The organism is Corynebacterium lemuris (genome assembly GCF_024919295.1).
Lineage (GTDB): Bacteria > Actinomycetota > Actinomycetes > Mycobacteriales > Mycobacteriaceae > Corynebacterium > Corynebacterium lemuris.
Window position 1 is genome coordinate 119,784 of the sequence record NZ_JANWTC010000005.1, and the last position, 25,980, is coordinate 145,763.

At 67.3% G+C, this 25,980-nt stretch carries 21 protein-coding genes; 12 read left to right on the top strand and 9 right to left on the bottom strand.

Features of this window, described 5'->3' with window-relative positions; translation table 11 throughout:
* Nucleotides 1-3: 3 nt before the first annotated feature.
* Both NYP18_RS08545 and NYP18_RS08550 read right to left on the bottom strand, forming a co-directional pair.
* Complete coding sequence (locus NYP18_RS08545) at nt 4-927, bottom strand: ABC transporter ATP-binding protein (protein ID WP_259427772.1); 924 nt, start codon at nt 925-927, stop codon at nt 4-6.
* A gap of 22 nt (nt 928-949) precedes the next feature.
* Nucleotides 950-1,456 (bottom strand): NUDIX domain-containing protein, encoded by a 507-nt coding sequence (locus NYP18_RS08550; RefSeq protein WP_259427773.1) that lies wholly within the window; start codon nt 1,454-1,456, stop codon nt 950-952.
* A gap of 99 nt (nt 1,457-1,555) precedes the next feature.
* Between NYP18_RS08550 and NYP18_RS08555 the strand changes: the two genes are divergently transcribed.
* The 8 genes from NYP18_RS08555 (at nt 1,556) to NYP18_RS08590 (ending at nt 13,607) form a co-directional block, all read left to right on the top strand.
* Nucleotides 1,556-3,160 (top strand): GlnX family signal transduction membrane protein, encoded by a 1,605-nt coding sequence (locus NYP18_RS08555; RefSeq protein ID WP_259427774.1) that lies wholly within the window; start codon nt 1,556-1,558, stop codon nt 3,158-3,160.
* Nucleotides 3,160-4,194, top strand: coding sequence for a transporter substrate-binding domain-containing protein (locus NYP18_RS08560; protein ID WP_259427775.1), 1,035 nt, complete (start codon nt 3,160-3,162; stop codon nt 4,192-4,194). Before NYP18_RS08555 ends, NYP18_RS08560 begins: the two co-directional genes overlap by 1 nt.
* Nucleotides 4,191-6,626, top strand: coding sequence for a serine/threonine protein kinase (locus NYP18_RS08565; protein WP_259427776.1), 2,436 nt, complete (start codon nt 4,191-4,193; stop codon nt 6,624-6,626). Before NYP18_RS08560 ends, NYP18_RS08565 begins: the two co-directional genes overlap by 4 nt.
* A gap of 206 nt (nt 6,627-6,832) precedes the next feature.
* Nucleotides 6,833-8,005 (top strand): NAD(P)-dependent malic enzyme, encoded by a 1,173-nt coding sequence (locus NYP18_RS08570; RefSeq protein WP_259427777.1) that lies wholly within the window; start codon nt 6,833-6,835, stop codon nt 8,003-8,005.
* 219 nt (nt 8,006-8,224) lie between these two features.
* Nucleotides 8,225-9,106 (top strand): amidohydrolase family protein, encoded by an 882-nt coding sequence (locus NYP18_RS08575; protein ID WP_259427778.1) that lies wholly within the window; start codon nt 8,225-8,227, stop codon nt 9,104-9,106.
* 23 nt (nt 9,107-9,129) lie between these two features.
* Nucleotides 9,130-9,930 carry an IclR family transcriptional regulator gene (locus NYP18_RS08580; protein WP_259427779.1) on the top strand — a complete coding sequence of 267 codons (801 nt, stop codon included), beginning with the start codon at nt 9,130-9,132 and terminating at the stop codon, nt 9,928-9,930.
* 231 nt (nt 9,931-10,161) lie between these two features.
* Entirely contained in the window at nt 10,162-11,523 is a 1,362-nt protein-coding gene (locus tag NYP18_RS08585) for an MFS transporter (RefSeq protein ID WP_259427780.1), read from the top strand.
* 59 nt (nt 11,524-11,582) lie between these two features.
* Nucleotides 11,583-13,607: an acetoacetate--CoA ligase gene (locus NYP18_RS08590; protein ID WP_259427781.1), complete on the top strand. Its 2,025-nt coding sequence runs from the start codon at nt 11,583-11,585 to the stop codon at nt 13,605-13,607.
* 85 nt (nt 13,608-13,692) lie between these two features.
* Here NYP18_RS08590 and NYP18_RS08595 read toward each other — a convergent pair whose 3' ends face one another.
* The 3 genes from NYP18_RS08595 to pta form a co-directional block, all read right to left on the bottom strand.
* On the bottom strand, nt 13,693-14,151 hold the full coding sequence (locus NYP18_RS08595) for a DUF4383 domain-containing protein (RefSeq protein ID WP_259427782.1): 459 nt from the start codon (nt 14,149-14,151) through the stop codon (nt 13,693-13,695).
* A 195-nt stretch (nt 14,152-14,346) separates the two neighbouring features.
* Nucleotides 14,347-15,552, bottom strand: coding sequence for an acetate kinase (locus NYP18_RS08600; RefSeq protein WP_259427783.1), 1,206 nt, complete (start codon nt 15,550-15,552; stop codon nt 14,347-14,349).
* A complete protein-coding gene (gene pta, locus NYP18_RS08605; RefSeq protein WP_259427784.1) occupies nt 15,553-16,926 on the bottom strand; it encodes a phosphate acetyltransferase in 1,374 nt (457 codons plus the stop codon).
* 480 nt (nt 16,927-17,406) lie between these two features.
* Here pta and NYP18_RS08610 point away from each other — a divergent pair, with 480 nt between their 5' ends.
* Nucleotides 17,407-18,774 (top strand): FAD-dependent oxidoreductase, encoded by a 1,368-nt coding sequence (locus NYP18_RS08610; protein ID WP_259427785.1) that lies wholly within the window; start codon nt 17,407-17,409, stop codon nt 18,772-18,774.
* Nucleotides 18,775-18,847: 73 nt separating this feature from the next.
* On the opposite strand, the gene NYP18_RS08615 is transcribed toward NYP18_RS08610, so the two are convergent.
* The 3 genes from NYP18_RS08615 to NYP18_RS08625 are packed head-to-tail and all read right to left on the bottom strand — an operon-like array spanning nt 18,848 to nt 21,730.
* Nucleotides 18,848-19,333: a hypothetical protein gene (locus tag NYP18_RS08615; RefSeq protein WP_259427786.1), complete on the bottom strand. Its 486-nt coding sequence runs from the start codon at nt 19,331-19,333 to the stop codon at nt 18,848-18,850.
* A 60-nt stretch (nt 19,334-19,393) separates the two neighbouring features.
* Nucleotides 19,394-20,437 carry an ATP-grasp domain-containing protein gene (locus NYP18_RS08620; protein WP_259427787.1) on the bottom strand — a complete coding sequence of 348 codons (1,044 nt, stop codon included), beginning with the start codon at nt 20,435-20,437 and terminating at the stop codon, nt 19,394-19,396.
* 3 nt (nt 20,438-20,440) lie between these two features.
* On the bottom strand, nt 20,441-21,730 hold the full coding sequence (locus tag NYP18_RS08625) for an adenylosuccinate synthase (protein WP_259427788.1): 1,290 nt from the start codon (nt 21,728-21,730) through the stop codon (nt 20,441-20,443).
* A gap of 106 nt (nt 21,731-21,836) precedes the next feature.
* On the opposite strand from NYP18_RS08625, the gene NYP18_RS08630 reads away from it, so the two are divergent.
* The 3 genes from NYP18_RS08630 to NYP18_RS15540 all read left to right on the top strand — a co-directional run bounded on the left by NYP18_RS08630 (nt 21,837) and on the right by NYP18_RS15540 (nt 24,779).
* A complete protein-coding gene (locus NYP18_RS08630; protein ID WP_259427789.1) occupies nt 21,837-22,685 on the top strand; it encodes a hypothetical protein in 849 nt (282 codons plus the stop codon).
* Nucleotides 22,686-22,936: 251 nt separating this feature from the next.
* Nucleotides 22,937-23,377 carry a PRC-barrel domain-containing protein gene (locus NYP18_RS08635; RefSeq protein WP_259427790.1) on the top strand — a complete coding sequence of 147 codons (441 nt, stop codon included), beginning with the start codon at nt 22,937-22,939 and terminating at the stop codon, nt 23,375-23,377.
* Nucleotides 23,378-23,699: 322 nt separating this feature from the next.
* Complete coding sequence (locus NYP18_RS15540) at nt 23,700-24,779, top strand: PRC-barrel domain-containing protein (protein ID WP_369415249.1); 1,080 nt, start codon at nt 23,700-23,702, stop codon at nt 24,777-24,779.
* A 12-nt stretch (nt 24,780-24,791) separates the two neighbouring features.
* On the opposite strand, the gene NYP18_RS08645 is transcribed toward NYP18_RS15540, so the two are convergent.
* The gene (locus NYP18_RS08645; RefSeq protein WP_259427791.1) at nt 24,792-25,976 is read right to left on the bottom strand and encodes an FUSC family protein; all 1,185 of its coding nucleotides are present in this window, start codon (nt 25,974-25,976) and stop codon (nt 24,792-24,794) included.
* Between the last annotated feature and the right edge of the window lie 4 nt (nt 25,977-25,980).

The following is a 25,980-nucleotide window of genomic DNA, read 5'->3' on the forward strand; positions in this document are numbered from 1 at the left end:
CTTCTACTTCGCCGACCTCTCCGGTCCCCGGGCCTGGTACTGCACGGCAGTTCCCGTGGAATCCATGAACGCCTCCTCCAGCGACGCCTGCCGCATCGACAACTCATACAGCCGGAAACCCCCGGTGAAGGCCAGCTCGCCGACCTGCTCGGTCGTGGCGTCCGGCACCTCCAGGGCCTGCCCCGCGGCGGGCACCGGTTCCAGCCCGGCGCGGGTGAGGTGCGCGGCGAACTCATCGAGCCGTTCGCTGCGCACCACCACTGTGGAGGCCGAGTGCTCGCGGATGAATTCCGCTGTCGTCGTGTCCGCCACCAGGCGACCCCGCCCGATGACGATGAGCCGGTCCGCGGTCAGCGCCATCTCGGAGAGCAGGTGGGAGGAGATGAGCACCGTGCGTCCCTCGGCGGCCAAGGCCTTGAGCAGGTCACGGACCCAGCGGATGCCCTCGGGGTCGAGGCCGTTGACAGGTTCGTCCAGCACCAGGATCCTCGGGTCACCCAGCAGGGCCCCCGCCAGGCCGAGACGCTGTCCCATGCCGAGGGAGAAACCACCCGTCCGCTTCCGGGCCACCCCGGCCAGGCCGACGAGCCCGAGGACCTCGTCGACACGCTTCTGGGGGATGCCGTTGGACTGCGCGAGCCACCTCAGGTGGTTCGCGGCGCTGCGGTTGGGGTGGACCGACTTCGCGTCGAGAAGCGAACCGACGACGGTCAGGGGGCGGGGCAGCTCGCGGTAGGGACGGGAATTGACGAGCGCGGTACCGGAGGTGGGTGTGTCGAGGCCGACGATCATCCGCATCGTCGTCGATTTACCGGCACCGTTGGGGCCGAGGAAGCCGGTGACGATACCCGGTTGCACCCTGAAGGTGAGGTCCTCGACCGCACGGACCGGACCGTAGTCCTTGGTCAGACCTGCAACGTGGATCATGACGTCCACCCTGCCACAGGACTCAGCAGTGCAGCCTGTGAATTGCCTGAGCGAGTCCGGGGAGTGCCTCCGCGAAAGCGGGCATCAGGGGCAGCTCCCCCACCCGGGACAGGGGCACCCACTGCAGCTCGAGGGATTCTTCGTTGCCGAACGTCTTCAACGGTGCTCCGGTGGTGGTGCGGGCGATGACGGTGGTGTACGTCCAACCCTCAGCCAGCTCCGGCTGCTGCGGATCCCCGGGGTAGGGTCCGGCGGTGACGTGTTCCTCCAGCACCTCGACCAGGGAGGGTTCTATGGAGCACTCCTCCACCGCCTCGCGCACCGCGGCCTCCGCCATCGACTCGTGGGAGTCCCGCGCCCCACCCGGCAATGCCCAGGTACCACCGTTGTTCGTCCACACCGCGCGGTGCTGCATGAGCACCAGCGGATCGTCGTCACCGGCCAGCAGCATCAGGCCGGCGGCGCCATGACGTCCCCACACCCGAACTCCGCCGGGACCTGCAGCCCAGCCGTTTCCGTCACCGTTCATACCTGTAGAGCGTAGTCGGCCTGAGGGGCACAGTCCGGGAGGTGGCGCGCGGGTGCAGGCTCATGGCGCAGGACACACCAGGCGGGTTATCATGTGGTAATGACCGGCGCGACGGAGACCCCCGATCCAGAGCAGCCAGACAGAGGGGTCGGATCTGAGCGTGCCACGGGGGGAGTCCTCTCCGGCCCGGCGGGCACGTTGCTGCACTACCGTCGAACACGCCTGCGCGAGCGCGCCGCCGGGGCCTCCCGTTCCAACCGGAAGGACGTCGTCGAGGATGACGGGGCGGACGTCCCCGAGGACACCCGGGACCACTGGCTCGACGAGGTCACCTCCGGCGATGAGCAGCACCGCCGCGGTGTGACCTCCCGCGTCATGGACACCTTCGCGGTGCCCTACCTGTGGTTCCGCCGTGTCTTCGCCTTCCTGGTCACCACCCCCGGCAAGCTGGTGGGCATCACCGTCGTACTCTCGATGGCGATCTTCGCGGCCGGCTACTCGATGTCCCAGTCCTCCTCGCAACGCCAGTCGGAGCTCGACGTCCTGCTCACCACCACCGAACCGATGAGCTACGCCGCCCACAACCTCTACACCTCGCTGTCGCTGGCGGACACGATCGCCACCACCGGCTTCGTGCAGGCGGGTGTGGAGTCCGCCGGCACCCGGGCCCGCTACAACGCCGCCATCGACCGGGCGATGCTCTCCGCCACGGAAACAGCCGCCGGCATCTCCTTCTCCGACCGCGACACCCTCCAGCTCATCGCGGACATCGAACGGCAGATACCCGTGTACACCGGTCTGGTGGAGACGGCGCGCACCAACAACCGGTTGGGCAACCCGGTCGCCGTGGCTTACATGGCGGAGGCCTCCTCCCTGATGCGCGATGAGATCCTGCCGGCCGCCGCCCGCCTGTTCACGCTCACCTCCAGTGAGGTCCGCAACCAGCAGAGCGACCTCACCCGGCCGCAGTGGGTGCCCCTGTCCGGGTTGCTCGCGGCCGTATTCTTCCTCGTCATCGCCCAGTGGCTGCTGTGGCGGATGACCCGGCGCAGACTCAACCGCGGCTTCCTCACCGCGACGGCGCTCATGCTGGTGGCGATCGTGTGGGTCTCCGCCTCCAACTTCGGCACCTGGCAGGCGGGCACCCGCGGCTTCGAGGAGGCCTCCATGCCCTGGGATTCGTTGACCGCGTCCCGTATCCAGGCGCAGCAGGCCCGCACCTCCGAGACCCTCGCGCTGGTGCGCCGCCAGTCGGTGGAGGACTCCAACGTCTCCTTCGGGGCCACGGTCGAGGCCGTCACCGTCGCCCTCGATGATTTCGAGCAGTCCGAGGGGCACAACCCCAACGCCTCGGGGGCCAACCGGGCACAGATCGTCGAGGCCCGGACGGCGCTGGCGGACTGGTCAGCGGCCCATGAGCGGTTCACCCACGCGATGAACAACGGCAACTACCCGGAGGCCGTGCGGCTGGCAACCACCACGACACTCGTGCCAGGCTCCCCCGCCACCTCCGCGGCAGCCTATGACCGGCTCGACGGGGCACTCTCCCGTCTCATCGCCGATGCCCGTTCCTCCATGCGCGCCTTCATCAACGACGGCCTGGCCGCCACCCAGCTCGTCTCCACCGCCGTGCTGCTGCTGTCCGTCCTGGCGATTGTCGCGGTGTGGATCGGCGTGCGTCCCCGACTGCAGGAGTACCTGTGATGCGCCGCCTCCTCCCCGCCCTCGTGGCCACGCTCGCGCTGGCCGGCTGCTCCCTGCCCACGCTGGATCTGTCGGATGCCTCCGCCACCTCGGAGCCGGTGCAGGCGCCGCGGCCCATTGCGCACGCCTACGGTCCGCCGCTGCCGGCCGGCGTGCTGGTGGAGGAGCCCGGGGAGGAGGAACCGCGCGAGATCAACACCTGGGATGTGGCCGGTTCCCTGCGCCCCCTCGAAGGCGAGGTCGACCTGGAGGAGACCATCCCCCGGATCATGGAGCGCGGCCGCATCATCGTGGGCGTCGACCAGTCCCAGAATCTGCTGAGCTACCGGGACGGGGTCAGCGGTGAACTGCAGGGTTTCGAGGTGGACCTCGCCCGGGAGATCGCCCGTGACATCTTCGGTGACCCCGACCGGGTCGACTTCCGCTTCGTGGAGTCCTCCTCGAGCGTCCACTCGGTGCAGAACCACGAGGTCGACATGATCATCCGCACGACCACCGTCACCCGCACCCGGCAGCAGGAGGTGGCATTCTCCTCCCCCTACCTGACCACCGACTCCCGGCTGCTGGTGATGCACAATTCCGACATCGAGGGCGTGGCCCAGCTGCCGGGCCGCACCGTGTGCGTCACCCGGGACTCCACCGCCCTGGAGAAAGTACGGATGTATGCCCCACAGTCCCGGATCCTCAAGACCCGCAGCTGGGCGGACTGCCTCGTGGCGCTCCAGCAGTACCAGGCCGATGCGATCCTCTCCGACGACACCGTCCTGTCGGGCATCGCCGCCCAGGACCCCTACACGAACATTGTCGGAGAGTCCCTGGCCTCCGAGTCCTATGCGGTGGCCATGCCCATCCCGGATGAGGACTACGACTCCTCCGGGCTGATCCGCCAGGTCAACTCCACCATCGAGAGGATCCGCTCCGACGGCACCTGGTGGCGGCTCTACGACCGGTGGTTCGCCGTCTACCTCGCCACGTCCGGGCCCCCGCCCCTGTCCTACCGCCCTGAACCGGCCCCCCAGGAGACGACACCGTGAACAACCCCGACCTCGAATTCCCGGAGGACCTGCCGGAGCCCGAGGGGCCCGCCGGCACCCAGGCGGTCCACTTCGATCCTTTCGCCGACGAGGATGACGACATCGATCCCGGCATCTCCGCCCTGTTGGAGGACCTGGGCCACCTTCGTGAGCAGCACGAGGCACACACCCAGGCAACGGTCACGGGGCCGGCCGGGCCGATCGGCACCGTCGGTACGGTCGCGGCGGCCGGGCCGGGGACGGAACCGACGGCGGCGCAGAAGCGGGACGACACCTCCGCCCGGGCCCGCCAGCTGGCGCTGTCGACCTTCCGGCAGCGGCGCGGTGCGGAGCGGGGCGACCGGACCGTCGCCGACGGCATGGTCGACCTGCCCTTTGTCGTACCCACCCGCCCCGAGGACGCGCTGCGCGATCCAGCCGAGGCGGAGGCCCAGGGGGTGCCCGCCCCGCAGCTGAGAACCGGTGACATGGTGGCAGGTCAGTACGAGATCCTCGGGGTCATCGCCCACGGCGGCATGGGGTGGATCTACCTGGCCAACGACCACTTCGTCTCCGGCAGGCTCGTCGTGCTCAAAGGTCTGCAGTCGGAGAAGTCCTCCGATGAGCAGGGGGCCGCGGTCGCCGAACGCGACTTCCTCTCGGACATCACCCACCCCGGCATCGTGAAGATCTACAACTTCATCGACGACCCCCGTGTCCCCGGCGGCTTCATCGTCATGGAGTACGTGGGCGGGCCCTCCCTGCGGGCCCGCCGCAACGAGCAGGAGAACGGCGTCCTGCCGATCGATCTGGCAATGGCCTACATCATCGAGATCCTGCCCGCCCTCGACTACCTCCACTCCCGTGGGGTGGTCTACAACGACCTCAAGCCGGACAACATCGTTGTCACCGAGGACCAGGTCAAGCTCATCGACCTGGGTGCGGTCTCCGGTATCGGGGCCTACGGTTTCATCTACGGCACGCAGGGTTTCCAGGCCCCGGAGGTCGGGGCGCAGGGCCCGTCGGTGGCCAGCGACATCTACACCGTCGGCCGTGCCCTCGCCTCGCTGACGGTGCACCTGCCGAAGGATGCTTCCGGGGTGTACCTGCCTGGCCTCCCCGACCCGGGTGAGGAGCCGCTGTTCCGCAAGCACCTGAGTTTCTACCGGCTGCTGCAGCGCTGCACCGCCGTGGACCCGGCCCGGCGCTTCCGGGACATCGACGAGCTGTCCACCCAGCTCCACGGCGTCCTGCGGGAGGTCATCGCCGTGCGTTCCGGCATGCAGTACCCGGCGCAGCACTCCCTGTTCTCCCCGCAGCGCACCACCTTCGGCACCAAGCACCTCGTCTTCCGCACCGACCAGCTCATCGACGGCATTGACCGCACGGTGCGCATCACCGCCCCTGAGGTGGTCTCGGCGCTGCCGGCCCCGCTGATCGACCGCACCGACGTCGGTGCCCCCATGCTCTCGGGTTCCTCCTACACGGAGCCCCAGGAGGCACTGGAGACCCTGCGCCAGGCGATGAAAACCAGTGAGTACGAACACTCGGCCGAGATCCCCCTGGGTGTGGTGCGTGCCATGCTGGACCTGGGTTTCACCGGCCAGGCCCGCACGTGGTTGAGTTCCCTGGAGGACGCTCTCGGCCATGACTGGCGTTTCCAGTGGTACTCGGGCGTGACCGCCCTGCTTCTCGACGACTACACCCCCGCCCAGCAGCATTTCGCCGAGGTCCTGAACATCCTGCCCGGTGAGGCCGCACCCAAACTGGCGTTGGCCGCCGTCGACGAGCTGATCCTCCAGCAGCTGGGCCACCACCACGCCGCCCTGCTGCCCGACAAGGTCTCCCGCTCCGCCTCCCTGCTGAGCACCAACCTGGAGGCCGTTGACGCCGATGTCTTCGCAGAGTTCAATCCGGAGTGGACCCACATCACCCAGGATCCGGCTGTCCTGCGTTTCAACACCATCGGCCTCTACGGTCTGGTGTGGGCGACGAACCCGACGACGGTGTCCTCGGCTTTCGGTCTGGCCCGGCAGTTGATGGCGGAGGGGCAGATCGAGATGGCCGTCGCCGCACTCGACCGGGTTCCGCAGGCCTCACGACACCACCGTATGGCCCAGCTGACGACGATCCTCCAGCTGATCTCCGGCACCCTCACCGAGTCCCGGATCCGGCGGGCGGCACGCCGTCTGGAGGAGATCCCCACCAACGAGCCCCGTTTCCTGCAGATCAAGATCGCCGTGATGTCCGCGGGTCTGAACTTCCTCCGGGATGCCGGGGTGGAGTCAGCGGCCTCCCCCAATGACCTCTTCGAGTACCCCTTCACTCAGCGGGGGCTGCGTTACGGCCTGGCCTACACCCTGCGGCAGCAGGCCCGCCAGGCCCCCTTCGCCCGGCACCGGTATGCACTGGTGGATCTGGCCAATCAGGTCCGGCCGGTGACCTGGTTCTGAAGGGGCGCGCCGGGGCGTCGCAGGACAGGTCAATGGGTGTGATGACAAACATATATTCACTGTGAATGATTGCTTAGCAAAATTATCCTTCCTGTTCACGGAAAGCACCGCATCTTCGCAAGATTTACAGATTAATCCCGTAAATTAACACAGGTACGCTTTCTGCTTATTCTTTCCGACAACCACGAAAGCCCAAGGCGAAACACATGACCTCAGTCAAGCCCTCCACTGTCCAGGCCCTCAGCCATGAGGAGATCTTCGCGGCCCACGAGGGAGGAAAGCTCTCCATCAACTCCACCCGCCCGCTGAAGGACATGCGGGACCTCTCCCTGGCCTACACCCCGGGCGTGGCCACCGTCTGTGAGGCCATCGCCGCGGACCCGGCGATCGCCCGCACCCACACCGGGGTGGGCAACACCGTCGCCGTCATCTCGGACGGCAGTGCGGTGCTCGGCCTGGGCAACATCGGCCCGCAGGCCTCCCTGCCGGTCATGGAGGGCAAGGCCCAGCTCTTCAACGCCTTCGCCGGCCTCAAGGCCGTGCCGCTGGTGCTGGACATCCACGAGGTCGACGAGCTCGTCGACACCATCGCCGCCCTGGCCCCGTCCTTCGGCGGCATCAACCTCGAGGACATCTCCGCCCCGCGCTGTTTCGAGATCGAGCGCAGGCTCATCGAGCGTCTGGACATCCCGGTCATGCACGATGACCAGCACGGCACCGCCGTGGTCCTGCTCGCTGCGCTGCGCAACGCCACCCGCTTCCTCGGTCGCGAGCTGGCCGACCTGCGCCTGGTCGTCTCCGGGGCCGGCGCCGCCGGTGTCGCCTCCGTGAACATGCTTCTCGACGCCGGCGTGCGCGACATCATCGTCCTCGACTCCCGAGGCATCATCCACGCCGACCGCACCGACCTCACCCCGGTCAAGCAGGAGCTGGCCGCCAAGACGAACCCGCGCGGTGTCAGCGGCGGCATCAACGAGGCCTTCACCGGTGCCGACACCTTCATCGGACTGTCCGGCGGCAACATCGGCGAGGAGGCCCTGCAGCTGATGGCTGAGGAGCCGATCCTGTTCACCCTGGCCAACCCGACCCCGGAGATCGATCCGGAACTCTCACGCCGCTACGGCGCCGTCGTCGCCACCGGCCGTTCTGACCTGCCGAATCAGATCAACAACGTCCTGGCCTTCCCCGGCATCTTCCACGGCGCGCTGGCGGCCAACGCCACCGCCATCACCATGGAGATGAAGCTGGCCGCCTCGCGCGCGATCGCGGAGATCGCCGCCGACGACCTCGAGGCCGGCTACATCGTCCCCTCCCCGCTCGACCCGCGCGTGGCTCCGGCCGTCAGCGCCGCGGTCCAGGCGGCGGCGCAGGGCCGGTAGCCCCCACACCCCGGCCCTCATCTTCCGGTGGGGCGGTTGTGGGCTCTCCCCTGTTTATCTAGTGTCTTGGATAGTTGGACAGGAGCAGGGACCACCGGCCCCACCGACACCGGCCGACGCGGAAGACGCAGGGCTCATGGCGGGGAGCACAGGCCCGCCACGACATCAGCCCCCGACCGCGGCCCCGGACACATCCACGACACCGAAAGAGCCGTCACCATGCGTTATGAGTCCGCGATCGATTTCGCCGCCGTCGAGGCGATCGACATGCACGTCCACTACGAGACCGACACCTGCGGGCACCACTCCATGCCCCAGGAGTACATCGACGCCTCCGCCGCCTATTTCAAAGGCGCGGACCGCATGCCCTCGGCCGACGCCATCGCCGAGCTCTACCGGGGCCTGAACATGGCTGCGGTGATGTTCACCGTCGACGCCCGCACCCAGCTCGGCCACCTGCCCAACTCCATCGACGACCTCGTCGCCGCCGCCGCGAAGAACAACGATGTGCTCATCCCCTTCGGCAGCGTCGACCCGCGCCTCGGTGGGGACGCGATCACCGAGGCAGTGCGCCAGGTCGAGGAACTGGGGGTGTGGGGCATGAAGTTCCACCCCTCCCTGCAGGGTTTCGACCCCTCCGACAGCCAGTACATGCCCCTGTGGGAGAAGATCTCCGAACTCGGGGTGCCGGCACTGTTCCACACCGGGCAGAACGGCATCGGCGCCGGGATGCCCGGGGGTGGCGGGATCAAGCTGCGCTACTCCAATCCCCTGCTGCTCGATGACATCGCAGCTGAGCTGCCCGAGCTGAAGATCATCATGGCGCACCCGTCGGTGCCGTGGCAGGACGAGGCGAACTCGATCGCGGTGCACAAACCGAATGTGTTCATCGACCTGTCGGGGTGGCGGCCGAAGTACTTCCCGGAGTCGCTGGTGCGCTTCGCGTCGAACATGCTGTCCGAGAAACTGCTGTTCGCCACGGACTATCCGCTGCTGGCACCGGAGCGGTGGTTGGCGGATTTCGCGGAGCTGCCCATCAAGGATGAGGTCCGCCCGAAGATCTTCAAGGACAACGCCCTGCGCGTCCTCGGCGTGCACTAGGGGACGTGAGGGACCGGCCGACCATGTCCGCGCAGAACGGGCCCGCACGGGACCCCCTGCCCGCCCCCGTCGAATCCGTCGACCGTGCGCTGCAGCTCCTGCTGTACCTGCGGGACCACGACTCGATCTCCGTGAAGGAGGCCGCCGAGCTCCTCGGCATCGCCGCCTCGACGGCGCACCGGTTGCTGTCCACGCTGACCCGGCGCGGCTTCACCGTCCAGGACTTCGAGCGGCGCTACCGGATGGGCGCGGTGCTCTCGGGCACCGATCAGGGCCGGGTGACCGAGTCCGTGCTGCGCGATGTGGCCCTCCGTCCGCTGACCGCGCTGCAGGCGAAGGTGCAGGAGACCGTGCAGATCATGGTGTTGCGCGGCGGCAACATCCGCTTCATAGAGGGGGTGGAGCCGAACACCCTCCTCCGGGTGGTGCGGCGGGTCGACGACGAGATGCCTGCCTTCGTCTCCGCCGGGGGCAAGGCGATCCTCGCGCGCATGTCCAACCAGGAGGTGGAGGAGGTCTACCGGCGGGGACTGGTGGAGTGGCCGACCCGCCGGGTGCAGACGATGAGGATGCTCAAGCGGATGCTCACGCAGGTCCGCCGTGAGGGTTACGCCCTGAGTGTGGAGGAAACCGAGCAGGGGGTGGTCGGCGTGGGGGTCGCGGTCCTGGGGCCCGACGCCCGACCGGTGGCGGCAGTGACCATCGCGATCCCCAGCGTGCGTTTCCAGAAGGAGCTCATCCCGGACTATGTGGCCGCCCTGCAGCAGGCCGCCGAGGAGATCCACCGGGAAGTGTTCGGACCCCATCACGTCGCGGATTCCTGATTAAGGAATGCAGGACATGAGCCCCGACAAACACCAGCTCAGCTAGGCTAAACAAGGCCAGTTTCAGCCCTACAGGCACGCCCGGAGACCTCATTTCCCCCGTTGCGCATTCCCCTACGCGGAACCTGGATCCGATGTGCTGACAGAGTGATCTGCACTACATATGCTTCCGATCACACAACAAGCACCAGGCGGAATGGATCACATTCGGCCCGCAACGGAAGGGTTCCCATGACCATCACCACGCAGCGTCCCGTCCGGGGACCGGAAGAGGTCCTCGCTGAAGTCCGGCAGGCCCGGATGTCCGGTTTCCAGATCGCCGCGGTCTCCATCGCGCTCATGCTCGTCATCCTCGACGGCTTCGAGGTCGGCATCATGGCCTTCGCCGCCCCGCAGATCCAGGAGCAGCTCGGCCTGAGCCCCGAGATCCTCGGATATGTCCTCAGTGGCAGCCTCTTCGGCATGGCGATCGGCTCCATCGTCCTCACCCCGCTGGCCGACCGCATGGGCCGGCGCCCGCTGACCCTGGCCATGCTCGTGCTCATCGTCATCGGCATGGCGCTGACCATCACCGCACCGACGGCGGGCATGCTCATCCTCTGGCGTGTGGTCACCGGCCTCGGCATCGGCGGCATGATGGCCAACCTCAACGCACTGGTGGCGGAGTACTCATCTGATGCCCGCCGCACCACCGCCATCGCCATCTATGCCGCGGGTTACCCGATCGGCGCCACCATCGCCGGTTTCCTCGCCCGCCCGCTGATGCCCGAGTACGGCTGGCGCTCCATGTTCATCGCCGGCACCGTCCTCGCCGTCCTGGCACTGGTCGCCAGCTGGCGTTTCCTGCCGGAATCCCTCGACTACCTGCTGGTCCGCCGCCCGGCGAACGCCCTGGAGCGCGTCAACCGCATCCTGGCCAAGATGCACCGCGAGCCCCTGGCCGAGCTGCCCGCCCCGTCCGCGACCGAGCAGGACGACGCTGAGAAGCAGGGCACCTTCCGCGAGGTCCTCACCCCGCCCGCACTGCGCCTGACCCTGGCACTGTGGATCGGTTACGGCCTGCTCGTCGCCTCCTACTACTTCGCCAACACCTGGATCCCGACGATCCTGACCACCGTCTCCGGTGACCCGCAGCTGGGCACCACCATGGGCATCGGGGCCAACCTCGGCGGCGTGCTGGGCTGCTTCATCTTCGCCGGCCTGGCCACCCGCTTCAGCGGCCGCCGCCTGCTCTTCCTCACCCTGTTCGCCGCCGCAGGAACCTACGTCCTCTTCGGCGTGATCTTCGACGTCGTCACGGTCGCCATCGGTGTCGGCTTCCTGCTGGGCATGCTGACCACCGCCGCGATCGCCGGTTTCTACGCGGTCGCCCCCACCGTCTACTCCGCCCGCGCCCGTGCCACCGGCATCGGCTGGATGATCGGCCTGGGCCGCCTGGTCTCGGTCGCCGCCCCGATCATCGTCGGCTACATCCTGGCCACCGGCATCGCCCCCGAACGTGTCTTCATCGCCTTCGCTGTGCCGCTCGCCATCGCCGGTCTGGCCGCCCTCTCCCTGCTGCTGGGCCGCCGCACCGCCACCATGGCCGACTGATCCTGATCCCGCACCACCCAGCCCCACCCCGAGTACAGAACCACCCCGGAGGAGAAACCATGTCCACCGCCATCATCACCGCGCCGACCACCCAGCCCCCCGCCCCCGTCACGTGGCGCCCCACGCAGGAGCAGCTCGACAACTGCCGCATGAGCCACTTCGCCCGGTGGTCAGAGCAGCGCTTCAACCGCCGGCTCCCGGACTTCCGTGCCCTGTGGGACTGGTCGGTCACGGAGACCGCGGAATTCTGGCGGGCCATCCCGGAGTTCTTCGACGTCCTCGGCGACAGCCTCGACACCAGTCCGGTGATCACGGACGACACGATGCCCTTCGCCACCTGGTACCCGGGGGCGCAGCTCAACTTCGCGGAGAACGTCCTGCGCCACGCCGCCGACCCGGCCCTGCGCGATGTGGCCGCCATCCTGCAGGTCGAGGAGGACGGCAGCCGCACGGAGATCACCTGGGCACAGCTGGAGTCGCAGGTCGCCGCACTGGCCCAGACCCTGCGGGAGCTCGGCGTCGGCCGCGGTGACCGGGTGGCCGCTGTCCTGCCCAACATCCCGGAGGCGGTGATCGGTCTGCTGGCCGCAGCCTCCATCGGCGCGGTGTGGACCATCAATTCCCCTGACCTGTCGGCCGAGGCGAGCGTGCGCCGGGTCCGGCAGCTGGAGCCGAAGGTGCTCTTCGCCTGTGACGGCTACGTCTTCGGTGGGAAGGAAATCGAGCGGGGCAGCCACACCGCCGAGATCGAGGAGAACCTCCCCTCCCTCACCGCCACCGTCCTCGTGCGCACCCTGGATCCGCAGGCACCCGCCGGAGAGGGACGCGGGGGGCGTGCGCGCGTGGCCTTTGACGCGGCCGTCGATAAGCAGGTGCCGCCCACCTACGACCGGGTGCCCTTCGCGGCCCCGCTGTGGATCCTGTTCTCCTCCGGCACCACCGGCGACCCCAAGGGCATCATCCACGGCCATGGCGGCATGGTCCTCGACGGGCTCAAGGGCATCGCGCTCCACCAGGACATGGGTCCGGGTGACGTCTACTACGTCGCGGCGAACACCTCCTGGATGGTGTGGAACACGCTCAGCCAGAACCTGCTGGCGGGCGCGAGCATCGTCACCTACGCGGGTTCGCCGAAGGTGACGGGCAAGGACCACCACTTCCAGATCCTCTCCGACCTGAAGGTCACCCAGTTCGCCACCGGCGCGGCCTACCTGTCCATGGTGGAGAAGTCGGGGCTGGACCCCCGCCGCGGCCGGGACCTGTCCGCCCTGCGGGCGATCCTGTCCACCGGTTCCCCGCTGCCGCCGAGCACCTGGCTGTGGGTGCACGAGGCCGTCAAGGAGGACGTCCACCTCGGCTCCGACTCCGGCGGCACCGACATCTGCGGCGGCTTCCTCGGCTCCAACCCCATGGAACCGGTGCACCTGGGCTACCTGCAGGGCCCACTGCTCGGCGTGGCCGCCGAGGCCCACGACGACAGCGGTCAGTCGCTGGTCAACGAGGTCGGTGAGATGGCCGTGACCCGCCCCTTGCCCTCCATGCCGTTGTTCCTCTGGGATGATGAGACCGGTGAGCGCTACCACTCCTCCTATTTCACCGCCGCCCCCGGCGTGTGGATGCACGGCGACTGGATCACCCGCACCCCGGAAGGCCGCTACATGGTCCACGGCCGCGCGGACGCCACCCTCAACCGTCAGGGCGTGCGCATCGGCCCCTCCGACATCTACGACGCCCTGCAGGACATCCCCCAGCTGGAGGACTGCCTGGTCCTCGGCCTCGAGCAGGAGGGCGGCGGCTACTGGATGCCGCTGTTCGTCGTCCTCGCCGAGGGTGCCGTGCTTGACGACGCCCTGCGCGACCGCATCTGCACGACCCTGCGCAGCCGCGCCAGCGCCCGCCACGTCCCCGACGAGATCATCGAGGCCCCGGCCATCCCGGTGACCCATACGATGAAGCGCCTGGAGGTCCCTCTCAAGCGGATGTTCAGCACCCGACCCGGTGGAAGGCCCGTCAACCGGGACTCCGTGCGCAACCCCGAGGCCCTGGACTGGTTCCGGGACTTCGCGGCGACCCGCAGGTCCTGACCTACCCGACCGGACAGGAAACCGGCCTCCCGGATCCATGTGGATCCGGGAGGCCGGACGTCATTGTCGGGGACGGGACGCAAACTCAGACCCTCACCTCCGCATCCGCCGTGGCCCGAGGCAGGAAGGACAGGCCCACCATGGTCACACCCAGCCCCAGGTGCAGCCAGTTGTTGGCGTCGCTGAGCGGGACGAAGTTGGCGGCCGACTCATAGTCGATGAACACCCCGTAGAGGGCGAGGAGCAGATAGATCACGCCACCCCACAACAGGTACTGGCGGGCGGAGCCCGGCGTGCGGGCCAGGGCGACGCCGGCGACACCGAAGAGCAGGTGGACGACGTTGTGCAGGATGGAGACGTGGAATACGCCCAGCAGCATCGCATGGCCCTCGTGGCCCGCGAACTGCAGGTCCCCCACGTTCTGGGTCAGGCCGGGGATGAACCCGGCGACACCGACGAGGAGGAAGACCACCCCGTAGAGCAGTGCCACGATCTGGACTGGTGTGCGCCCGGTGCGTGTGGTGGACCGGTCTGTGGTTGTCATGACGGCACCTTTCTTCTCGGCTGCCCGCGGAGTCAGACTCTCTCGTGCGCCTCCGGCGTCACTGCCGCGGTATCTTCAGGTTAACAACACACCAGACGTCACAACAGCCACTCAAGTCCCATAAGTATCACAGAAACGATGCAATTGGCCCCGGATCCGCAGGGATCCGGGGCCTTCCGGGTCGCGCCGGGACAGTTAGACCTGGGCGACGGCGAGGGCCGTGGCCTTCTGCGCGATGGCCAACTCCTCGTTGGTGGGCACGACGAAGACCTTGACCGCGGAATCCTCCGTGGAGATCTCCCGCGGACCGTCGTTGGGCAGGTCGTTGCGCTCCGGGTCGATCCGGATGCCGTACATCTCCAGACCGGCCAGGGCGTCCTCGCGGACGAACTTGGCGTTCTCACCGACACCGGCGGTGAAGGTGATCGCGTCAACGCGACCGAGGGCGATCATGTAGGAACCGATGTAGCGGCGCAGCTGGTGGATGTAGATGTTGTAGGCGGACCAGGCGTCGGTGTCACCGTTCTCGATCATCTGGCGCAGCTCGCGGAAGTCGTTGACGCCCGACAGTCCCTTGATGCCGGATTTCTTGTTCAGCAGGGTGTCGATCTCGTCGATGCTGAGACCGGCGGTGCGGTACAGGTGGAAGATGATGCCCGGATCGATGTCACCGCAGCGGGTGCCCATGACCAGACCAGCCAGCGGGGTCATGCCCATGGAGGTGTCGATGGCGTGGCCGCCCTTGACTGCGGAGACGGAGGCACCGTTGCCCAGGTGCAGCACGATCTGGTTGACGTCGGAGGGATCCTTGCCCAGCAGCGAGGGCACCTGCTGGGAGATGAACTCGTGGGAGGTGCCGTGGAAACCGTAACGGCGCACACCGTTCTCGCCGGCGACCGCCGCGTTGATGGCGTAGAGAGCGGCGGCGGGCGGCAGGTCCGCGAAGAAACCGGTGTCGAAGACGGCGACGTGCGGGATGTTCGGCAGGATATCGCGGGCGACCTCGATGCCGTCGACGTTGGCCGGGTTATGCAGCGGCGCCAGCGGAATGAGGTCACGGATCATCTCCACGACCTGGTCGTTGATGATCTCCGGCTGGGAGAAGACTTTGCCTCCGTGGACGACGCGGTGGCCGACGGCGGTGAGATCAAGATCCTTCGGGCCGACGCCGTGCTCGGACATGATCTCGAAGGACTTCTGCAGACCGGCGGAGTGATCCGGGATGGGCTGCTCAACGGTGATCTTCTCCCCGCGGATCTTGATCACAATTTTGCCCGAGGACTCACCGATCTGCTCGACGAGGCCGGAGACGAGGGGCTCATCGGAGGCGTCGGCGGCGGGATCGAGGACCTGGAACTTGATGGATGATGACCCGGAGTTCAGGACGAGTGCGTAGGACATTTATTCTCCTCCGGCCTGGATGGCGGTGATAGCTACGGTGTTGACGATATCCGGGACGGTGGCGCCGCGGGACAGGTCGTTGACGGGCTTGTTCAGGCCCTGCAGGATCGGGCCGATGGCCAGGGCGCCACCGGTACGCTGGGCGGTCTTGTAGCCGATGTTGCCGGCCTCGAGGTCAGGGAACACGAAGACGTTGGCGTGGCCGGCGACATCGGAGTCGGGCATCTTCTTCCGGGCGACTCCCGGATCCACGGCGGCGTCGAACTGCAGCGGGCCGTCGACCTTGAGTTCAGGGTCGATGCGCTTGGCGGCGTGGAGGGCCTCAATGGCGCGGTCGACGTCGGGGCCGGAGCCGGAGGCGCCGGTGGAGTAGGAGAGCATGGCCACCCGCGGGTCGATGCCGAACTGGGCGGCGGTCTTGGCGGAGACCACGGCGATCTCACCGAGCTGCTCGGCGGTCGGGTTCGGGTTGACCGCACAGTCGCCGAAGGCCCACACGTGGCCCCGGAAGACCATGAGGAAGATCGAGGAGACCACGGAGGCATCCGGGGTGGTCTTGATGATCTGGAAGGAGGGCTTGATGGTGTGGGCGGTGGTGTTGGCCGCGCCGGAGACCATGCCGTCGGCCAGGCCGCGGTGCACCATCATCGTCCCGAAGTAGGAGATGTCCCGCATCGTCTCGCAGGCCTCCTCGAAGGTCACGCCCTTGGCCTTGCGCAGCTCGACGAATTCCGCCGCGAACTCCTCCAGCAGCGGGGAGGTGTGGTGGTTGATGATGTGCGCGTCGGACAGGTCAATGCCGAGCTCCTCGGCGCGGTTCCCGATCTCCGCGGGATCACCCAGGATGGTCAGGTCGACGACCTCCTGTTCAAGCAGTTCACCGGCGGCGAGCAGGATGCGGTCGTCCTCACCCTCGGGCAGTACGATGTGCGACTTCGACTTCCGTGCCCGCTGCAACAGCCAGGTCTCGAAGACCGGCGGAGACATGACGGGATGGACCTCGACCTTGAGTGCCTCCCGGAGTTTGAGCACATCGCGCAGCCCATCCTCGGTGACAGCGGTCGCGATGACGGCCCGGAGCTCCTTCGAGTGACGTTCGGCCAGCTGCACGTGACGCCCCCTGGCGTCGGTGAGCAGGATGATCGGCAGACCGAGGGCCGCGGCAACCTCGGCATCGAAGTGCAGATTGCCCGTACCGACGACCAGGACCGGCTCCGCGTTGACGAGGCTGGCGGCGTAGATGGGGCCGATCTTCGGCTCGTAGTCGTCCAGACGACGCACACTGAGACCGAGGGAAGCAGCGAGGCCGTCAACGTCGACACCGTCGAAATTCCGGTTGACGACACTGAGCAGTGCTGATCGAGGGTCAGACATGCATAACCTTTCTGTCGCTGAGCGGGGTGTCCGGTAGTGCACAACACGCCGCCCTGTGGGATCGGTCGCCATTCTATAACGAATGTCAGCTCTGCCACACCTGTAAGGCCAGTAATTTTCAGAATTAACACGACATAACCGGACACTCCACAACCTGACACCCGGCCAGGAAGCACCTGAACCGCCCCACCGCAACAGGGATAAACAAGGATAGCAGCAGGTCAAAGGCACAGAAAGGGGAACCTTCCCCCAAGCTGCACGCAGTGTGGGAATGCTGCTTGCACCTAGTGTCCAGGGGTCCGAAAATGCCACTGGCGAACCTCAACAAGGCTGCGAATTTCCGCGAATCCCCCTGATCGGGAGCACCCCGGACCACCCCGATGGTCACCCCCGACCCAGAATTCATGGCCTCCGGGACAGGCCAGTAGTATGGAACGGAGAAACACCCTGTTCCCGAACGTCAAAGGATGTCACACCATCATGTCCCGACCCCTGCGCGTCGCTGTCGTCGGAGCTGGCCCGGCCGGTATCTATGCCTCGGATCTGCTCGTGAAGTCCGGGGAGGACGTGACCATCGACCTCTTCGAGCGCATGCCCGCCCCCTTCGGACTCATCCGCTACGGCGTCGCTCCCGACCACCCGCGCATCAAGGGCATCGTCCGCTCCCTGCACTCGGTCCTGGAGAAGCCGGAGATCCGTCTGCTCGGCAACATCGAGATCGGCAAGGATCTCACCGTCGAAGAGATGCGCGATTACTACGACGCCATCATCTTCTCCACCGGCGCCACCGGCGACCGGGAGCTGCGGATCCGGGGATCCGAGCTGGCGGGCTTCCACGGCGCCGGTGAATTCGTCGGTTTCTACGACGGCAACCCCGACTTCTCCCGCGACTGGGACCTCAACGCCGAGCGGGTCGGTGTGATCGGCGTGGGCAACGTCGCCCTCGACATCGCCCGCATCCTGGCCAAGACCGCCGACGAGCTGCTGGTGACAGAGATCCCGGACAACGTCTACGACAACCTGGCCCGCAGCTCAGTCAAGGAGGTCCACGTCTTCGGCCGCCGCGGCCCCGCCCAGGCCAAATTCACCCCGCTGGAGCTCAAGGAACTCGACCACTCCGAGAACATCGAGGTCATCGTCGACCCGGAGGACATCGACTACGACGAGGCTTCCGAGGCCGCCCGCCGCGAGTCCAAGTCCGTGGACCTGGTGTGCCAGACCCTGGAGGGCTACGCCATCCGGGAGCCGAAGGGTGCCCCCAATAAGCTCTACCTGCACTTCTTCGAGTCCCCGGTGGAGATCCTCGGCGAGGACGGCCGTGTGGTCGGTCTGAAGACCGAACGCACCGAGCTCGACGGCACCGGCCAGGTCCGGGGCACCGGCAAGTTCACCACGTGGGATCTGCAGTCCGTCTACCGTGCCGTCGGCTACCGCTCGGAGGCCGTTGATGGTGTGCCCTTCGATGCCGAGCGGGCCGTCATCCCCAACGACGGCGGCCGGGTCCTCGACCCGGAGACCGGGGAGGCTGTCCGTGGCCTCTACGCCACCGGTTGGATCAAGCGCGGCCCGGTGGGCCTGATCGGCAACACCAAGTCCGATGCGAAGGACACCACCACCATGCTGCTGGAGGACTTCACCTCCGGTCGTCTCTCTGCTCCGGCCCATCCTGAGCCCGCGGCCGTCACCGAGCTCCTCGAGGCCCGCGGCATCGCCGTGACCACCTGGGAGGGTTGGCACAACCTCGACGCCGCCGAGCGTTCCCTGGGCGAGGCTGAGGGCCGTGAACGCAAGAAGATCGTCGAGTGGGACGAGATGATCGTCTCCTCGCACCCCGAGTACGAGATCTGACCGCTTGGTCGGAACGGGAAGTCGGGCCGTCACCCTGCACAGGGTGACGGCCCGACTCTCTGCTGTCTGAAGGTCAGATGCGGATGCCGAGGTTGCCCAGGACGTCACGCAGCCAGGTGACCACCGGCGACAGGACCTCCGGCACGGGCACGGTCTGTCCGGCGACGGTGACCGTGTTGACGGCCGGGGCAGCCGGAGCCGGTGCCTGCTGCGCCGGAGCAGGCGCCTGCTGGGCGGGGGCGGCCGGGGCAGGGGCCTGGTTGTTCTGGCCCCCGCCACCGACGAGACCGCAGCGGTGGGCGGCTTCGTCAACACGCGAGACAGCGGCGCGGATCTCGCCACCACGCGGGTGGAAGTTCGCCCCCAGCAGCGCCTGACTGCGCTTGCTCTGGTAGTCGTCGGCGTTGGTCCAGTAGTTGTTGGCCTGCTGGCAGGAGATCTGGCCGGCGGGGATGGCCGCGAGGTAGTCGTCGACGATGTCGGCGTGGGCGATGGCGGGGGTCGTCGCGACGAGGCCGGCGACGGCGAAGGCGGTCATGGTGTTACGGAACTTACGCATGGCCACCATGAAACCACACACATGCCTCCCCTGCCATACGTAGGGTGGTCCCCAGCCGACTCAGGCGCGGGCGCGGGTGGCGCTGCGGGTGGCGCGGTCCCGGGCCTCCTCCACCGTTTCCGCGGTGGCCAGCACCAGTCCACGCTGCCCGTCGAGCCGCAGATCAGTTTCCGGCACAGCCAGCGCGGCAGCCGGGTCGATGACCTCCCCGCGCAGTACCGTGCACGCACCCGGGGAGATCAGGGTGGTGTCGATGGGCAACCCCAGGATCGCCCGGGCATGCAGGTCATACTGGGAGAAACGCTGCGAGCGCAGGGTCACCGCCCCGGCATCGTGGGGGCGCGGGGTGATGGCGGAGAAGTAGACCTCGTCCCCGGCCACGAACATCTCCACGGCGTAGAGTCCCCGGCCACCGAGTGCGTTGGTGATGCGCGCCGCCATGGAGCGCGCGTTCTCCAGGGCCCGCGGGGCGACGGCCATGGGCTGCCAGGAGCTCTCGAGCCGTCCCGCGCGGTGGATGTGGCCGACCGGTTCGCAGAACCACGTGGCGAGCTTGCCCGTCGCGGGGTCGATGGACCGGACAACCAGCAGGGTCAGTTCGTGGTCGAAGTCGACGAAGCGTTCGACCATCACGCGTCGGCCGTCCCAGGCGGCGTCGAGTTCATCCGTTGAGCGGACGAGGGTGTGGCCGCGACCGGAGGAGAATTCTGCGGGCTTGACGATGCACGGCAGGCCCAGGTCCTCGACGGCCTGCTCCAGCCCGGCGCGGGTGTCCGCGACCCGGTAGGCGGTGGTCGGCAGGCCGAGGTCCTCGTTGGCGACCTTCCGCAGGGTGTCCCGGGCCACCGTGAGTGCGCAGCCCTTCGCCGAGGGCGCAATGTTCACGCCCTGCTGCTCCAGCGCGGTGAGCGCATCGACGTCGATGTCCTCCACCAGCGGGACCACGTGGTCGACGGAGTGCTTGTCGACGGCCGCACGCAGTGCCGCCCCGTCCCGGGCCACCTCCGCGGGGGCATGGTGGACGGTGACCCCGAGGCGTCGGAAAGCGGCGGTGAGCTCCTCCACGAAGCCTCCGGAGCCGAGCAGGAGGACATCAACGGTCATCGGTTAGTCCGCCAGGACGTCGTGGCGCACGATCGTCTGGTCGCGGCCCGGACCGACGCCGATGTAGGAGATGCGGCAGCCGGAGAGCTCCTCCAGGCGCAGCACGTAATCCTGGGCCTTCTGCGGCAGCTCCTCGAAGGCGGTGCAGCCGGTGATGTCCTCGTCCCAGGCGGGCATGGTCTCGAAGATCGGCACGGCATGGTGGAAATCGGTCTGGGTGGTGGGCATCTCGTCGAAACGCTCACCATCGACCTCGTAGGCCACGCAGATCGGGATCTCCCCGATGCCGGTGAGCACGTCCAGCTTGGTCAGGAAGTAGTCCGTGAAGCCGTTGACCCGGGAGGCGTAACGGGCGATGACGGAGTCGTACCAGCCGCAGCGGCGCTTGCGTCCGGTGTTGACGCCGATCTCACCGCCGACGGTCTGCAGGTACTCGCCCCACTTGTCGAAGAGCTCCGTCGGGAACGGACCTGCACCCACACGGGTGGTGTAGGCCTTGATGATGCCCAGCGACGTGGTGATGCGGGTCGGGCCGATGCCCGCGCCGACACATGCGCCACCGGCGGTCGGGTTGGAGGAGGTGACGAAGGGGTAGGTGCCGTGGTCCACGTCGAGCATGGTGGCCTGACCACCCTCCATGAGGACACGCTTGCCCGCGTCGAGGGCCTTGTTGAGTTCGGCCTCCGCGTCAATGACCATGGGGCGCAGGCGGTCGGCGTAGGACAGGAAGTACTGGACGATCTCCTCCGGATCGATCGCCTTGCGGTTGTACATCTTCACCAGGATCTGGTTCTTCACGTCCAGGGCGGAGGTGACCTTCTGGCGCAGGATCGACTCATCGAAGATGTCCTGCACACGGATACCGATGCGGGAGACCTTGTCCGCGTAGGCCGGGCCGATGCCGCGGCCGGTGGTGCCGATGGCGCGTTTGCCCAGGAAACGCTCCTGCACGCGGTCCATGACCTGGTGGTAGGGGGCGACCAGGTGCGCGTTGGCGGAGATGCGCAGACGTTCCGGGTTCGCGCCCCGGGCGACGAGTCCGTCGATCTCCTCGAAGAGTGCCTCCAGGTTGATGACGACGCCGTTACCCAGAATCGGGACGGCGTTCTCCGAGAGCACACCCGCCGGCAGCAGCTTGAGTTCGTACTTCTCGCCGCCGACGACGACGGTGTGGCCGGCGTTGTTGCCACCGTTGGGCTTGACCACGTAGTCGACTTCGCCGCCCAGGATGTCGGTGGCCTTGCCCTTGCCCTCATCGCCCCACTGGGCGCCGACAATCACGATTGCAGCCATTAAATTGGGTCACTTCCACTCAAGGTCCGGGAACGCGTGGCTGGTGCCAGCCACGAACGGCTTACCATTCTACTACCTCCCACCCCCGCTTGTAGTATCAAACCCCATGCGAGTGCTCATTCTGCGCTGCGGCGACGCCCCCCTTCCGGCCGATCCCCCCGGCACCGTCCTCAACCTGCCCGAGGTCCCGGGCCGCCGCGACCTCCGGCCGCTCGACGCCCTCGCCGCCGAGCTCCTGCCGGCAGACCCCACCCCCTCCCTCGACGAGATCTCCGCCCAGCCGGACGTCCCGCACCTGGGAGCCCCGGGCCCCGCCCCGCAGGCCCCGCACCTGGAGGAGGGGCTGCGTGTGGTGGTGGTCGGCACCGACGCTGCACTCTCCGCCGTCCTCACCCGCATGATGCGCGGCGACTACCTGTGGGCCGAACTCGCCTTCGTCCCCGTGGGCGAATCCGTGGCCGCCCGGAACTGGGGCATCGACGTCTCCGGCGCCTGGGACCTCGCGCTGGGTGGCCAGGTACGCCCGGTGCCGGTCATCCGCTCCGACCAGGGCATCGCAGTGGCCGGTTCCGCCACCATCCGCTCCTGGGACGACGGGGAGATCACCGGGGAGATAGTCGTCGACAGCCACGTGCTGCTCCGCCACGAGGCCAGGGAGGACGTCCGCTTCAACGGGGTGTTCGGTGCCCGCCTCGTACCGATGGTCGACGCCCCGGGCATCGCAGCCGTCCGCGCCACGCAACCCGAGAACCCCGTGTTGAACTGGCGGGAGAAGATCGCCCGGAGGCTCGGCGGTACCCCGCCCCTGGACCCGGACTCCCTGGCCACCGGCCGCGCTGTACAGGCCGGCGGGCCTGCCCTCGCGGTGGCCGTCGACGGCGTGCGCCACAGGCGCCCGCTGGAGCGGGTGACCTTCTACCGTCATTTACGGGATCTTCAAGTTATTCGTCCATAATGTGACAAAAATCACAACAGCGCTTAAGTGCGGAATGTGAGCCATATCTCAACAAATCGATTCGATAACATTTCCCGGTTAGCGCTCTGAGCTGGTCAGATCTTCTCAAATCTGCAAAAACAACGGCCATTATATCACCAGAAGTCCGGAATACAAGACTCATCAAGACCCCCGAGAAAACCGTGGCGGGGGCGCCCCGCAGGTCCCTAAGGTCGGAAGTAACTCCCCTTCCAGGAAAGGATCTGAGACCGATGACCCACCGCAGCATCCAGCAGCTCGGCCGCGCGACAGTCTACGACCGCGACGACGTCAAACTCGGCCGGGTGAAGGAGGTCTACATCAACAACAAGACCGGCGAACCCGACTACGCCGAGGTCAGCCACGGACTCTTCGGCATGCGCTCAACCGTGGTCCCCCTCCGCGGCCACACCCTGGAGGGCAGGACACTCAGGCTGGCCTTCAGCAAGGACCTGCTCAAGGAGGCCCCGGAGATCTCCAAGAAGGAGCAGCTGCCCAAGCACCGCAGCGACCATGACGCCATCTGCGAGTACTACGGACTCACCGACACCGCCGACGTCCACTCCTACGGGGACCAGCCGCTCTACTCCGGCGATGAGTTCAGCCGCGGGCACACCACGCGGGGATTCGGCGATTCGGAAGAATCGGAGAAACCGGAACGCACCGCCTCGTGATGGCCCGACCCGCCACGACCGCCGGCGCGCAACCCGGAGTCCCGCAGAAGGAAAGTGATTTACATCACATGCACCTGCCGGGGTGGCAATTGGGATGCAGATCACACGCGGGGGCCTCGGCGGAACGGCGGGCCGAGCACTGCTGACCAGAGAAAACATATGGTGATCCCACCCTGCCCACGCCTGCAGCCGATGATTGTACGGCTCTGCCCCGATATTTCAAGGTCCGTGCAGCTCAGCCCGGGATCCGCGGCACAGGCCCGGTGGACATCCCTACTGTCGGGATCACCATCCAGATTCACACCGAAGGGAACCCGACACAATGACCCGCCACAACATCCACGACCTGACCAATGCCACCGCCTACGACCGCAACGGCGACAAGCTCGGCGACATCACGGAAGTCTACATCAACGACTCCACCGGCCAGCCCGACTTCGCCCAGGTCAGCCACGGACTCTTCGGCATGCGTTCCAGCATCGTCCCGCTCCGTGGCCACAGTCTCGTGGGGGAAGAACTGAAACTGGCCTTCACCAAGGACCAGATCAAGGATGCTCCCGACATCGGAGATGATGAGCACCTCAGCGAGGAGGATCACGCCGCCATCTACCGTCACTACCGTCTGGAGGACGTGACGGATGTCCACACCTATGAAGGCGGGACGGGCGCCGCCCGGGACGCCCGCGGGGCAGGAGACACCCAGACCCCACCGGAAACGCCGGACCGTCAGCAGACCCGACAGGTGTCCGGCCCTGCCCAATCACCCGGCCCCCAGGAAACGGGCCTCTCACAGGATTCCCGTCAGGCCCGTGCCGACAAGGATCCGGTACCTCCTACCCTGGGAGGGCCCTCCGACGAACGCTACGAGCCGGGAGAGGTGCTCCACGGTTTCGGCGACGCCCCCCGCAGCGTGGGTCCGCCCGACCGCCTGCGGGCGGACTCCGACCACGAGCTCGGCCTGGACAGGACTCCCGAGGATCGTGCGATGCGCGGCACCAGCGCGCACGGCATGAGTGATGAACCCGTGGAACAGGATCGTTGGCACGAGGTCGAGTGGGCGGAAGGTGAAGACGACCATGCCGGACAGGTGGGGCATGCGGACGACCGGCGCGGACACATCACGCACACCAGCGCCGATGAGTTGAACGACAGGACCGGCGGGACCACCCGTGGGCTCAGTGAGGATGACTCCCAGAAGCACCAGGTTGATCCCCGCACGGACATCACCGGCACCGGTGACCTGAGGCGGGATATCAAGGATCCCGACGATGTCCTGGCCGAGGAGTTCAACCGGACCGGGCAGGGGCAGGATCTGCCGCCTCGCGCCACCCCCGGCCCCGTCGATGATGAGGGCCGCCCCTTGAATGAAGGAGACCCGAACCACCCGCGCCCGGCGTTCTAGGACCCGCCTTCCTCAGTCCTCCTCGAGGATGCCCGGCCAGACCTCCGGCGGATAGGCCGGAGTCTGGGAGGTCGGTGCGAGGGCCGCGAGTGAGGACTCCCGGGACCAGCCGCAGACCTCGAGGAGGTCGGCGGTGATGGACCTGGTCTGGGCGAGGATGACGTACTCGGAGAGCACCCCGCCCTTGCTGATCACCTCCATCCCGGCACGTGCCCCGATGACCTGCAGCCGGCGGACGAGCTCCGGGATGTCCGTCGCTTCGTTGGCCTCGGTACGGGTGTCGAAGACATCCGACAGGGAGGCGGTGATGTCGGCAAGTTCATCGACGATGTTGACCAGGCGGGTGGACACGCTGTCCCCGTCCTGGGACAGCACCAGGGCACGGCGGGCCATGACGCGGGTGTTGTTCATGCAGTTCTCCACCGCCGGCAGAATGCGCTCCAGCGACCGGACCCTCCGGCGGGCCCCCCACCTCAGCGGCGAGAGATTCGACACCTCCCGGCCCACCTTCGCCGCGGAGATCATCCGGTCGATGTCCGGCTGGGTGTTGTGGATGGCCTCCAACGCCTCATCCAGGGCCTGGACATCGGGGTGGTCCAGCGTGCCGGCGACGTCGTCAAGCACGGAGGAGGCGATGCCGAGGATCTTCGACACCTCCTGCCTGCCGGAGTGCAGCGGGGAGGAGGGCAGCAGCGCGATCGTGGCCAGGCCGATGACCGAGCCGATGAAGGCGTCGATCATGCGGTCCGGGCCACCGCCCTCCGTGCCGGGCGGCAGGATCGTGGCGATGAGGATCGAACCGATCGCCACCTGGTTGCTCACCAGCGGCGACTTCGACAGGAATGAAGCAACCGTCAGGGAGATGGCCACAATGAGGGGAATCTGCCATATCCCGCCGGGCAGGTAGTGGACGAGGAGATCACCCAGGCCGACGCCGACGGTGACACCCATCGACAGTTCCAGGGCACGCCGGATACGGTCACCACCGGTCAGACCCAGGATGATGATCGCGGTGATCGGGGCGAAGAACGGGGCGTGGTGGTTGAAGAGTTCCTGCGCCACCCAGTACGCCAGACCGGCGGCGACGGCGACCTGGATAATGGTGAAGGAACGTTTGCGGACCCTGTTCAGACGTGACTCAACGGACCCCTCCACCTGCCGGAGGCGTTCGAGGGTACCGATTCTCAGTTTCGCCATGCCC